Source organism: Bacillus sp. S10(2024), assembly GCF_050473865.1.
Taxonomy (GTDB): Bacteria; Bacillota; Bacilli; order Bacillales; family Bacillaceae_G; genus Bacillus_A.
The window spans coordinates 280,496-293,495 of record NZ_JBFLUR010000002.1; the positions used below are offsets into that span (position 1 = coordinate 280,496).

Genomic DNA, 13,000 nt, shown 5'->3' on the forward strand with positions numbered 1-13,000 from the left:
GAGTGTAGTTGCTTTCTTTATTTCGTTGTATGAGGTGCCGTCTGTTACAAGTTTTTTATAAAGCACTTTTAACAGACGGTATATGCTGTTAAAACACTTCTGTAATTTAAATTTGGTTACAAAAATAATAAATAAAGTAATGAACAACTTTTTCATCAAGTGTGAATCTATCCTTTTAAATAAGTTATAATTATATAAGAAAAATAAATTATCTTTTTCTTATGCTACAAATTCGTCTTTAATGTATAGACAACTACTCGTGTATATATTATGATGGAAATAGAGAAATGGGTAATAATACAAGTAGGGATTACATGAGAAAGGATCGATGAAAATGAAAACGCAAGTCGTCATCAATGCCAAAATTTATACAGGTCGTGAAGTGTTAGAAAGAGGTTTTATTCGGTACACCGATCAAATTCAAGAACTGGGGTTGATGGCTCAATATGTATCACAAGAAAATGAAACGATTCATGATATAAAAGGGAATATTGTGATTCCAGGCATGATTGATGTTCATATTCACGGTGGATATGATATTGATGTAATGGATGCAAATAGCGACGGATTAGTAGCTCTCGGTAAACAGATGTTACAAGAAGGGGTTACAACTTTCTTTCCAACAACAATGACACAGTCTCCTGAAGCGATTGAATCGGCGTTGAATGCTGCAAAAGAAGCAAAGGAAAAAGGTGCACATTTCGAATATATTCATTTAGAAGGCCCTTATGTTTCAAAAAAGCGTGCAGGTGCACAACCGTTAGAATACATTGTCCCTGCAAATATTGAGCAATTTAAACAATGGCAAAAAGCAAGTGGGAATTTAATTAAACTCGTAACATATGCTCCTGAAGAAGAAGGTGCGCGTGCGTTTGAACAATACCTTGCAGAAGCTGGTGTTATCGGTACGATGGGACATACAGATGCAACGAATGAACAATTAACTGGTAGAAACATTACACATGCAACACATCTTTACAATCAAATGCGCGGTTTACATCACCGTGAACCAGGTGTAGTTGGTCATGTGTTGTTAAATCCAGATGTAATGGTTGAAGTGATTACAGATGGCATTCACATTCATCCGGATATGGTGAAATTAGCCTATAAATTAAAAGGACCGAAAAAAATGAGTGTCATTACAGATGCGATGCGTGCAAAAGGTTTAGAAGATGGATTATATGAACTTGGCGGGCAACCGGTTATCGTAAAAGATGGTAGTGCACGATTAAAAGATGGCACATTAGCAGGTAGTATTTTGAAAATGGATGCAGCATTGCGCAACGTAATAGCGTTTACTGGATGCTCTGTTGAAGAAGCTGTTCTTATGACATCGGTTAACCAAGCGGAGGAATTTGGTTTAGTAAATAAGGGAGCATTAGAAACAGGAAAAGATGCGGATTTTGTTATTATGTCTGAAGAATTATATGTACAAGATACAGTTCGATTAGGAATTCATATGAAAGAGGGGAAATAAATGAATATCGTTGTTGTGAAAACTCCAGAAGAATTAGCAGAAGCAGGTTATAAAGCAATTGAAAAAATTGTAAAATCAAAAGAGAATCCAGTGTTAGGAATGGCTACAGGAAGCTCTCCATTAGGAGTTTATGCATTAATGAGAAAAAATAAACTTGATACAAGCCGTGTAACCACTGTAAACTTAGATGAGTACGTAAATTTATCATATGAAGACAAAAACAGCTATCATTATTTTATGCAAGAACAGTTGTTTAATCATCTTCCGTTTAAAGAAACTTATGTACCAAATGGAATGGCAGACGATCTACAAGAGGAATGTAAGCGTTATGAAAGTATTATTGATGCCAATCCAGTTGATTTACAAATTCTTGGAATCGGTGAAAACGGTCACATCGGATTTAATGAGCCTGGAACATCATTTGATTCTGTAACTAACATTGTGAAATTAACAGAATCTACCCGTCAAGCAAACCGTCGTTTCTTTGAAAAAGAAGAAGATGTGCCAACACATGCTATTACAATGGGAATTGGTAGCATTATGAAAGCGAAGCAAATTTTACTTGTCGCTTCTGGAATGAAAAAAGCAGAAGCAGTTAAGGAAATGCTACAAGGGGAAGTAAGTGAAGTGTGTCCGGCTACAGTTTTACAACGTCATCCGAATGTAACCGTAATCGTAGATCAAGAAGCTCTATCTTTATGCAGTGAGGCGATTGCTGATGAACATCGACAAGTATTCACCATTTCCGATCTATTATCAGATTCAGGAGTGGGTGAAGCAACTAATTGAATCCGGTGAATGGAAGCCGGGATATAAAATTCCATCTGAAAATGAATTATGTGATAAGTTTGAAGTAAGTCGAATGACAATCAGACAGGCGATAAATAACTTAGTCGAACAAGGTTATTTATATCGAAAGCGTGGAATTGGCACTTTTGTACAACTTCCGAAGGTTGAACAAAAGTTGCAAGGCATGACAGGCTTTACAGAGGATATGCTCTCTCGTGGAATGAAACCAAGTAGTGCGTTATTAAGCTTTCGCCTTGTTCCAGCTACTGCTAAAATAGCAGATAGGCTTAGAATTCAAGAGGGAGAATCGATTTACGAAGTAAGGCGTATCCGCTTAGCTGATGAAGAACCAATTGCGTTTGAGACAACGTATTTGTCACCATCTCTTGTGAAAGATATTAATGAAGAAATATTGCAGCAATCATTGTATGAGCACTTAGAAAAAAGACTAGGCTTTAAACTAGTTCGTGCTACGCAATCTATTGAAGCGTCTATTGCAACAGACGAAGAGGCAGAACATCTTCATATTCCGAAGAAAGCACCAGTGCTTGTAATGAGACAATGGTCATATGCAGAAGATGAGTTGCCGCTGGAATATGTGAAATGTATTTACAGAGGGGATCGTTATAAATTTATTACGAATATTTCACGCAATAAGTAAACGTGATGAAATAAAAATACGACTCAACCTTATAAGGAGGGAGTCGTATTTTTATGTTCTTCATTATAACGAAGGACATATTCAATTGCATCTTTGACAGAAGGAGCAATATGTGATGCATGCTGCTTAACTTCATCGTCTGCACCAGCCATTGCAAAGCTATGAGGTGTTAAAGCAAACATAGGAATATCATTATATGAATCACCAATGCAAGCTATTTCATTAGGCCTGATATTAAATTCGTTTAATAAAACAGAAATAGCGGAACCTTTGCTAATGTTAGGGGGCATTACATCTAAACATTGCTCGGCAGAAATAAAAGTACTTACTTTTTCTTTAAAGTTTTCCTCAATTTGTTTTTGAAGAATAATTAAATCTTCTTTTGTACCACCGACTGAAATTTTATTTGGGAAAATTACTGTATCAATTTTTTCGAGCAAGTTTGGTTCTTCAACGGAAGTCATTTTGACCTGCTTTTCGAGTTCATAAATAAATGGTGTTTTTTCCTCGATGTAATAATTATATTCATCACTTACATAACGAAAGAAAGGGTCTTTATTTGTTATAGACAATAATTCGGGTAAAATAGTAGAATCAAATGTTGCAGATAATAGTTGTTTATTTTCGTGTGTATATACAAATACTCCATTCACACTAATCCGATGAAAGTTGATATCAACTTTATTCATTAAATCGGCAATCTCATTATCAAGTCTTCCAGAGGCGAAACAAAGAATTATATTTTGGTCAGCAAGGCTACGGAGTGCATTTACATCTTGAGTATCAATTACACCTCCGTGTTGCATCATTGTGCCATCAATATCGCTTATAAACATTTTAATCATACTATTGCTCCTTTCGATTAGACGTATGCCATTACATTATACGCATCTCGTCCATTCATGTCTAAAAAATGACATTTCTAAAATGGCAGATGTTTGACATTGACGAAAAATAAGATTGTTCTGTAACATGAAAGTGACATTTTACGCGCGAGGGTGGTGTTGTATGGGGAATTGTCTCGAAATTAAAAAAGTTTTAAATAATAATGTTATTATTGCTGCTCATCCAGAACATGAAGAAGTTGTTGTTATTGGAAAAGGAATTGGATTTGGAAAAAAAGTAAAAGAGATGTTGCAAGTAGAACAAATTGAGAAAATGTTTGTGTTAACAAACGAACGTGAGCGCGAACAATACAAACTGCTTGTTCCGCATGTGAGCGAGAAATTGATTGAATTAATGAACGATCTTATGTTTTATATTCAAGATCGAGTAGAAACACCATTAAATGAGCATATTCATATTGCTTTAACAGATCATATTGCTTTTGCAATAAAGCGATTAAAGCAAGGATTTACAGTTGATAATCCATTTTTAGTGGAAACAAAAGTATTATATCCAACAGAATATAAAATTGCAGAAGAAGTTGTAGAATTAATTAATTCCCGCCTAAATATTCATCTTCCTGAAGGGGAGATTGGATTTATTGCACTGCATATTTATAGCTCTGTGACAAACTCTGAATTATCTTCTGTTAATCAAAATTCTAAATTAATTGCCCACCTTGTTTCTTTAATTGAAACAAACTTACAAATCGAGTTAGATAAAGAGAGCATTCATTATTTACGTCTCGTTCGTCATCTACAATATGCAATTGAACGGGTAAAGAATGGTGAGAAAGTGGAAGAATCACAAAGTTTTGCAGATCTTTTAAAAGCTGAATTTCCAGAGTGTTATAATTTGGCTTGGAAACTTGTAAAAGTCATGCAAAAACAATTACAACTGCCTGTGTATGATGCGGAAACGATTTATTTAACAATGCATTTACAGCGACTAATGAAGGTTGAACAAGCTTAAATATTGTCGAAAATGTAAACGTTAAAAAAAGTTGTTGAATCGCTTACAATTGTTATGTATAATCAACAGTACAAAGTTCTACTAAATTCGACAAATGAATAACAGTACACAAAGAAAACGTTTGCTTAAATTTGTGAACTTATTATGTATACCTATTTTTGACACGTGTTACTGATTCGATCAGGCATGAGTGGAGAAAAGTTAGGAATGTAAGCTAAAGAAAGGGATATACTACCCTTTGTATAGCTATCGTTCTATCTTTTTTTCCCTCATGCCTTTTGGCGTTTGTCGAAAGTATCAATTATATTAAGAGAGGAAGGATATTTATGTTTAAGAAGATCTTTGGTGTTCTTCAAAAAGTCGGTAAAGCGCTTATGTTACCAGTTGCAATCTTACCGGCTGCAGGGATTTTACTTGGATTTGGTAACGCTTTTCAAAATCCACAATTAACAAATCATATCCCTGCGTTAAAAGCAGATTGGTTTGTTCTAGTTGCAAAAATTATGGAACAATCTGGTGACATTATTTTCGCAAACCTTGCACTATTATTCGCAGTAGGGGTTGCCATCGGATTAGCAAATGGAGACGGAGTAGCTGGGCTAGCAGCATTCGTTGGATATTTGATTATGAACAAAACGATGAGCGTATTCTTAGGAGTAGACAAGCTAGTTCAAGTAACAAGCAAAGCTGGAGATCCAATTAAAACTGGATTTGCAGATCCATCGTATGCAAACGTTTTAGGAATTCCAACACTGCAAACTGGGGTCTTTGGTGGTATTTTAGTCGGTATATTAGCAGCATATTGTTATAATAAGTACTTTAATATTGAATTACCATCATACTTAGGATTCTTTGCTGGTAAACGTTTCGTGCCAATTGCAACAGCAACATTCTCTTTAATTTTAGGAATTGCAATGTGCTTTGTTTGGCCGACAATTCAAGGCGGTTTGAATTCATTCTCGCATCACATGATTGATACAAATAAAACATTAGCAGCATTTATATTCGGTTTAATCGAACGTTCTTTAATTCCATTTGGATTACATCATATTTTCTATGCACCATTCTGGTTCGAGTTTGGTCAATATACAAGTGCAGCGGGTGACGTTATTCACGGTGACCAAAAGATTTTCATGGCACAATTAAAAGATGGTGTTGAGTTAACAGCTGGTACATTTACAACTGGTAAATTCCCGTTCATGATGTTCGGTCTTCCAGCAGCAGCGTTAGCAATGTATCATGAAGCACGTCCAGAAAATAAAAAACTAGCAGCAGGTATTTTAGCTTCTGCAGCGTTAACATCTTTCTTAACTGGTATTACAGAACCGATTGAGTTCTCATTCTTATTCGTAGCACCTGTACTATTTGGAATCCACGCAGTATTTGCTGGGTTATCATTTATGACTATGCAAATTTTAAACGTTAAAATCGGGATGACATTCTCTGGTGGTTTAATTGACTTTATCTTATTCGGTGTATTACCAAACCGTACAGCATGGTGGTGGGTAATTATTGTTGGTCTTGTACTAGCAGTGATTTACTACTTCGGATTCCGCTTTGCAATTCGCAAATGGGATTTAAAAACACCAGGTCGTGAAGTAGTTGAAGAAAATGATGGAGCAGGAAAAGTAGAAGCAGGCGAGCTTCCAGGTGAGATTTTAGTAGCACTTGGTGGAAAAGAAAACATCGCTTCTTTAGATGCTTGTATTACACGTTTACGTGTGCAAGTAAAGGAACAAAAGGATGTAAATAAAGATCGTTTAAAAGAGCTTGGAGCAGCAGGTGTTCTTGAAGTTGGTAACAATATTCAAGCTATCTTCGGTCCAAAATCTGATACTTTAAAATCACAAATTCAAGATATTATGGCAGGTCGTGCAGTGCATGTTAAAAAAGAAGCACCTGCGAAAGTAGAAGCACCTGTACAAAAAGATACAAATGAAGTAATCGCGATTCCAATTGAAGGTAAAATCTTACCAATTACTGAAGTGCCAGATCAAGTATTCTCTGGGAAAATGATGGGTGATGGTTTTGCAATCGAACCAACAGAAGGAACAGTAGTATCTCCTGTAAATGGTGAAATTGTGAACGTATTCCCTACAAAACATGCAATCGGTATTCAATCAGAAGGCGGAAAAGAAATTTTAATTCACTTCGGTATTGATACGGTAAAATTAAATGGTGAAGGCTTTGAAGCGTTAGTTTCTCAAGGAGATAAAGTAACACAAGGCCAACCGTTATTAAAAGTAGATATAGCATTTGTAAAAGAAAATGCACCTTCTATTATTACGCCAATTGTTTTCACAAACTTACAAGAAGGCCAACAAGTTGAAATCAAAAAGCAAGATAATGTCAAAAAAGGTGAAACAAACGTTATTGATATTCACTAAAATTTAGACGTAAAATGTTTATAATTATAATAGGCGATGTGGTTGACCGAGCATCGCCTATTATATACAATATAGATAGTGTGATACTCACATCTATACAACTTCAAATATACTGTAGTTTAAAGGAGATAGATCATTATGGAAAAAATCTTTAAAGTAACTAGCGACTCTGGAATTCATGCTCGTCCAGCAACTTTACTTGTAAACACTGCAAGCAAATTTGGTGCGGATATTAACTTAGAGTATAATGGAAAAACTGTAAACTTAAAATCAATTATGGGTGTTATGTCTTTAGGTATTCAACAAGGCGCAGAAATCAAAATTACTGCAAACGGTGATGATGCAGCTCAAGCAGTAGCAGCTATCGAAGAAACTATGAAAAACGAAGGATTAGGAGAATAATGACTCTTAACATTAAAGGGATTGCTGCATCAAGTGGTATTGCCATTGCAAAGGCGTTCCGTTTAGAAAATCCTGAATTTAACCTTGTAAAGAAAACGATTTCGGATGAAGCTGCAGAAATCGTACGCTTAGAAGCTGCGCTTGAAAAATCAAAATCTGAATTAGAAGCAATTAAAAATCATGCTTTTGCTGAGCTTGGTGCTGATAAAGCTGCTATCTTTGAAGCGCATTTACTAGTATTAAATGATCCAGAACTAGTAAATCCAGTGAAAGATAAAGTGAATAACGAAAAAGTAAACGCTGAATTCGCGATGGATGAAGTTGCATCAATGTTCATTAGTATGTTTGAGAGCATGGATAATGAATATATGAAAGAACGAGCAGCGGATATTCGTGATGTGACAAAGCGTGTTATTGCACATCTACTTGGAATTAACTTCTCAAACCCTAGCACAATTTCTGAAGAAGTAATTATTATTGCAGAAGATTTAACGCCATCTGATACAGCTCAGTTAAATCGTAAATATGCAAAAGGTTTTACAACTGATATTGGTGGACGTACATCTCACTCTGCAATTATGGCTCGCTCTATGGAAATACCAGCTGTTGTTGGTACAAAAGTTGTTATGGAACAAATCCAAAACGGCGATATCGTAATTATTGACGGTTTAGACGGAGAAGTAATTGTAAACCCATCTGAAGAAACTCTTCGTGCTTATGAAGAAAAGAAAGCAAAATTTGAAGAACAAAAAGCAGAGTGGGCAAAATTAAAAAACGAAGCGACAGTTACAGCAGATCAACACCATGTTGAGCTTGTAGCAAACATCGGTACACCGAAAGATGTAAAAGGTATTATTGATAACGGTGGTGAAGGTGTTGGCTTATATCGTACAGAATTTTTATATATGGGCCGTGATAATCTTCCAACAGAAGAAGAACAATTTGAAGCATACAAATCTGTTCTTGAAGGTGTAGGAGAAGGTCAACCAGTTGTCGTTCGTACACTTGACATTGGTGGCGATAAAGAGCTTCCATACTTACATTTACCAAAAGAAATGAACCCGTTCTTAGGCTACCGTGCAATTCGCTTATGCTTAGAAGAACAGGATATCTTCCGTACACAACTTCGTGCTTTGCTTCGTGCGAGTGTATACGGCAACTTAAAAATTATGTTCCCGATGATTGCAACTCTTGATGAATTCCGTCAAGCAAAAGCAGTTTTATTAGAAGAGAAAGAGAAACTTGTACAAGCTAATGTAGCTGTTTCAGACGCTATTGAAGTAGGTATGATGGTTGAAATCCCTGCTTCTGCAGTATTAGCTGACCAATTTGCAAAAGAAGTAGATTTCTTCTCTATTGGAACGAATGACTTAATTCAATACACAATGGCAGCGGATCGTATGAATGAACGCGTATCTTATCTATATCAACCATATAATCCATCGATTTTACGTCTTGTAAAAATGGTTATTGATGCAGCTCATAAAGAAGGAAAATGGGCTGGTATGTGCGGTGAGATGGCAGGAGATGCTCTAGCAATTCCATTGTTAGTTGGATTAGGATTAGATGAGTTTAGTATGAGTGCAACATCTATTCTTCCAGCGAGAACACAAATTCGCAAGCTTTCAAAAGCGCAAATGGAAGAATTAGCACAAAAAGCTTTAAACATGTCAACTGCTGAAGAAGTAGTAGAACTTGTAAAAAGCATTTAATGAAAAAACCTGGGATTGATTTGAAATCGGTCCCAGGTTTTTTTATACAATTCATTTTTGGTGGATTTTGTATTCCCTATAAATACAAGATGAAAAGATGATATAAAACCTCTTTCTTTTGAGCAGAAGGCGAGAGCATCTGGTCGTGCGTGGAAGTGGTAATATTGTATTCTGCATAGCAGCGACTTATATGTCGAAAAATTAAAATAGACTTATAAATTTATTTGTTTTCGGGTCAATCAGCCTCCAAAATAAATAAAGCCAGGAAAGCTATTGCTTTCCTGGGAAGTACTAACTCTTATTAGAAAACGATTGCTACAACGTCGTGTGGGCAAACACGTAATAAACCTGAACCTGTAATGTTTCCTCCTGAGAAAAGTGCTACGCCATTTGAGAAGCCTTCAAATACAACATTTTCGAAAGAACCGTTATCTCTAATTGTTAATAGAGCAATTTGAGTACCGATTGAAAGGTTTCTTAGAACGTTGCATAAAGGAGTTCTATTTCCATCATCGTGTCTATTGTGGTCGTGTTTATTGTGGTCGTGTCTATTATTGTGGTCGTGTCTATGACATCCATCATCAAATCCAAAACATCCGAACATAATTCTCACCCCCTTCACATTAATAAGATATGCTCTAGGTACATGCTTTGCTTGGACGTAGTAAAAAAATTTTTAAGATTTTTTCCTGTTTTTCAGGAAAGGAATAAATGCTTTAGGTAGAATGTTGCTATTTCTCTTATAACATATGAGAATAGGAAAATGAGAGTTTGGACAAAAAGCGGATATATATAGAAAAAAGACTGCCTCTTTTTCATAAAGACAGTCTTTATATTTTTTTACTTTTATATAAAACAATGATATATACAGGAAGTGCTAATAGTAATGGTACAAAGGAGCGAGAGGTATACTGACTAATTTCTGATTGAAGCGTTGTTTCTTTTGAAAACTGTAACATCGCAATATTTGTCATATCCCCAACGAAGTACAGAAGTAGTACTGTGACTATGTAGCACAATATGGCGATAAAGCTTCCATATAAATTCAACGAAAATCCCTCACTTGTTATCAATTTGTTACTATTGTATCACAATTGTAACAAAAAAGCACCTTTAGATTACATTCTGCTATTCCTAGGTAGTAATCCGTTCTTAATATTTAGAGAAAATTGAAGCAGATAAATATGTGCAAATTAAAAAAATGACATAAAAATTCCTTTCTTTTAGAGGAGAACGAGAGCATCTGGGCGTGCATAGACGTGATTTAAATGTCGAAAAATTAAAGTGGATTTATATAGGTGGATAATAGCGGCTGTCATATCCAAAGTTGGTGAGAGTTTCATTAGTGAGGGATGAAAAAAACCTCCACTGATGGAGGTTTTTATTTTGCCCATTCTGTTACTTGTTCTACGCTCATGCGTGGTGCTGGGTGCCCTGCTAATGTAGATTCACCGATTGTAATTAACATAATTGGAATGTAACGAGAAGAAACGTTAAACTCTTCCATTAATGCTTGTGGATTAAATCCTCCAATTGCACATGTATCCCAACCAGTCGCTTTTGCTGCAAGCATAAGTTGCATTGCTGCTAAGGATGCATTTGAGAACGCTGCATCACGCGGGTATTGTTCACGTTGATAAGCACTTTCAATATTTTGGGCTAAACGATTTTTTGCTTCTCCTTGCATAAGTCCTTGCTCTACAAGTGGGCCGTATACAGAATCAACACTTTTATATGCTTCTAGGTCACCTAATATGGCAACAACTGCAGAGGCATCGAGAATTTGTTGTTGATTATATGCGATTGGATGTAAACGACGTTGTACATCTTCTCCTTGGAATACAAGAAATTTCCAATGTTGTAGATTCCATGCTGATGGTGCTTGGCCAGCAGCTTTTAAAATATCATTTAGTTCCTCTTTTGAAATTTCTTTTTCAGGGTTGAAAGCACGATTAGATGTACGTTCGTATAAAACAGTAAAGAAATCTTGCTTTGTCATTATAGTTCCTCCAAGCTTCGTTTCTAATTATAAATAATTCGAATGAAAAAAACGTTCTTTACTTACATTTTGTAAGTTGGTACTGTAAAAGGATATAATATATGCATTTCTATTGTCAAGTCCTTTAAAAAAGATATGGATAATAGAAGATATTCGCACAGACGTCTTATTTATTGGTGACATACAATAAAAAGATGATACAGTGCTTTAATGGTTTTATATAATGTGAAACTGCTATACGATGGTTTGTTGAACAATCCAAGTTCTTAAGAGTAACTTTGTAGTAGAGTGTAAGAATGGGATAAATGAAGTGAGTGAAGGCCTAATGGTTCACATTCTACGTTTTTTGTTGGAACATACAGTTTTTCAAAATGTATTACATGATCTCGATATGAATGTATTATATATTGAAGAAGGACATAATGAGCAGCAGACAATTGCGATGTTAAAGCCAAAGTGCTTGTTTTTGGCACATAGTTTTAAGGAAGGCAAAATATTGTTTGAAAAAGTTCAACCGCAAATTGTTATTATATACATCTCTCAAGCTTCTCAGGTTGATTTTGTAAAAGAACTCTTCACTACAGATATTTCGTTTATCATTGTATGGAGTGAAGAAGTAACATCTCAATTTGTGGATCTTATTAAACTTGGTATACGAAATATTGTATTACCTCCAATTACATCGCAATCTGTACTTGCTGAAGTGCAAAAGAGTGTGTATGAGTTATCATTAGTAAAACAAGTCATGTTACAGCAAGAGTTACTTCAAATGATATTTGATTTTCAGAATGATTTATTCCTTATTTTAGAAGATGATGAAATTATAGATTGTAATACGAACTTTTTGCGCTTTTTCGGATATGAAGATCTTATGTCATATCATGAGCAGCATATGACATTTGCAGAATATTTTGCCCAAGAGAATGGGTATTATATTGCGGAAAATAATACAATGTGGATTGATGATTGCTTAACGCACGCAAGAAAAATTAAAATGTATAATGAGGTGGGCGAAGGGAGAGTATTCTTGTTACGTATTGCTCCGCTACCTAATGATGTATCGAGATTCATCGCGACATGTACAGATATTACAGAGCTAGAAGAAGAATATAAAGAGCAAGAGCGTTTAGCAACAACCGATTCTCTTACAAATATTTACAATAGGGTGAAGTTTCAAAGACTATTTTCAGAAGGCTGGGAAACTGCTTTAAGAATGAACCAATCATTTGCTCTTGTTTTATTTGATCTGGATAACTTCAAACAAGTAAATGACACGTATGGGCATGATTTTGGAGATTTAGCATTGATACAATTGACGGAACTTGTAACAGCAAAATTACAGCCACATCATGTTTTTGCGCGGTGGGGCGGAGAAGAATTTATTCTTTTTCTGTCTCAAACAACAGAAAAAGAAGCATTTCAAATCGCAGAATCGCTTCGTTTTTTTATTGAAACAAAAAAATTTTCTGGAGTTTCAAAGATAACCGCAAGTTTTGGTGTCGCTGCATTTGAAAATGGAATTACAAAAGAAATGTTAATGCATCGAGCAGATGTTGCATTATATGAAGCAAAGAAGAAGGGGAAAAATCAAGTTTGCTTATATCGAAAAGAAAAAATGTAATGTTTTTTCGCAACAAATTGTTGCGATTTTTTTTTATTAACGGATAATGGTGAAGAGGGGGGAGTAAATATTTAAGCTGCGATGGAGGATTTTTA

12 protein-coding genes are annotated in these 13,000 nt (G+C 35.3%); 8 read left to right on the forward strand and 4 right to left on the reverse strand.

What is annotated here, in order from left to right; translation table 11 throughout:
- Positions 1–334: 334 nt before the first annotated feature.
- The 3 genes from nagA to phnF are packed head-to-tail and all read left to right on the forward strand — an operon-like array spanning position 335 to position 2,927.
- A complete protein-coding gene (nagA, locus tag AB1280_RS01595; RefSeq protein WP_429757252.1) occupies positions 335–1,477 on the forward strand; it encodes an N-acetylglucosamine-6-phosphate deacetylase in 1,143 nt (380 codons plus the stop codon).
- A complete protein-coding gene (locus tag AB1280_RS01600) occupies positions 1,478–2,266 on the forward strand; it encodes a glucosamine-6-phosphate deaminase (RefSeq protein ID WP_429754686.1) in 789 nt (262 codons plus the stop codon).
- A complete protein-coding gene (gene phnF / locus AB1280_RS01605; protein WP_429754687.1) occupies positions 2,196–2,927 on the forward strand; it encodes a phosphonate metabolism transcriptional regulator PhnF in 732 nt (243 codons plus the stop codon). Before AB1280_RS01600 ends, phnF begins: the two co-directional genes overlap by 71 nt.
- 29 nt (positions 2,928–2,956) lie before the next feature.
- On the opposite strand, the gene AB1280_RS01610 is transcribed toward phnF, so the two are convergent.
- Complete coding sequence (locus AB1280_RS01610; protein WP_429754688.1) at positions 2,957–3,772, reverse strand: HAD family hydrolase; 816 nt, start codon at positions 3,770–3,772, stop codon at positions 2,957–2,959.
- 163 nt (positions 3,773–3,935) lie between these two features.
- Between AB1280_RS01610 and glcT the strand changes: the two genes are divergently transcribed.
- The 4 genes from glcT to ptsP all read left to right on the forward strand — a co-directional run bounded on the left by glcT (position 3,936) and on the right by ptsP (position 9,285).
- Positions 3,936–4,784: a glucose PTS transporter transcription antiterminator GlcT gene (gene glcT, locus AB1280_RS01615; RefSeq protein ID WP_429754689.1), complete on the forward strand. Its 849-nt coding sequence runs from the start codon at positions 3,936–3,938 to the stop codon at positions 4,782–4,784.
- A gap of 326 nt (positions 4,785–5,110) precedes the next feature.
- Positions 5,111–7,171, forward strand: coding sequence for a glucose-specific PTS transporter subunit IIBC (gene ptsG / locus AB1280_RS01620; RefSeq protein WP_272191128.1), 2,061 nt, complete (start codon positions 5,111–5,113; stop codon positions 7,169–7,171).
- A 138-nt stretch (positions 7,172–7,309) separates the two neighbouring features.
- Positions 7,310–7,573: a phosphocarrier protein HPr gene (gene ptsH, locus AB1280_RS01625; protein ID WP_020059386.1), complete on the forward strand. Its 264-nt coding sequence runs from the start codon at positions 7,310–7,312 to the stop codon at positions 7,571–7,573.
- Complete coding sequence (ptsP, locus tag AB1280_RS01630; protein ID WP_272191127.1) at positions 7,573–9,285, forward strand: phosphoenolpyruvate--protein phosphotransferase; 1,713 nt, start codon at positions 7,573–7,575, stop codon at positions 9,283–9,285. Before ptsH ends, ptsP begins: the two co-directional genes overlap by 1 nt.
- Before the next feature lie 301 nt (positions 9,286–9,586).
- Here ptsP and AB1280_RS01635 read toward each other — a convergent pair whose 3' ends face one another.
- The 3 genes from AB1280_RS01635 to AB1280_RS01645 form a co-directional block, all read right to left on the reverse strand.
- On the reverse strand, positions 9,587–9,889 hold the full coding sequence (locus tag AB1280_RS01635; RefSeq protein WP_429754690.1) for a DUF3915 family protein: 303 nt from the start codon (positions 9,887–9,889) through the stop codon (positions 9,587–9,589).
- A gap of 226 nt (positions 9,890–10,115) precedes the next feature.
- Positions 10,116–10,334 carry a hypothetical protein gene (locus AB1280_RS01640; RefSeq protein ID WP_429754691.1) on the reverse strand — a complete coding sequence of 73 codons (219 nt, stop codon included), beginning with the start codon at positions 10,332–10,334 and terminating at the stop codon, positions 10,116–10,118.
- Positions 10,335–10,666: 332 nt separating this feature from the next.
- Entirely contained in the window at positions 10,667–11,284 is a 618-nt protein-coding gene (locus tag AB1280_RS01645) for a nitroreductase family protein (RefSeq protein ID WP_429754692.1), read from the reverse strand.
- 325 nt (positions 11,285–11,609) lie between these two features.
- Between AB1280_RS01645 and AB1280_RS01650 the strand changes: the two genes are divergently transcribed.
- Entirely contained in the window at positions 11,610–12,905 is a 1,296-nt protein-coding gene (locus AB1280_RS01650; RefSeq protein WP_429754693.1) for a sensor domain-containing diguanylate cyclase, read from the forward strand.
- Positions 12,906–13,000: the final 95 nt, after the last annotated feature.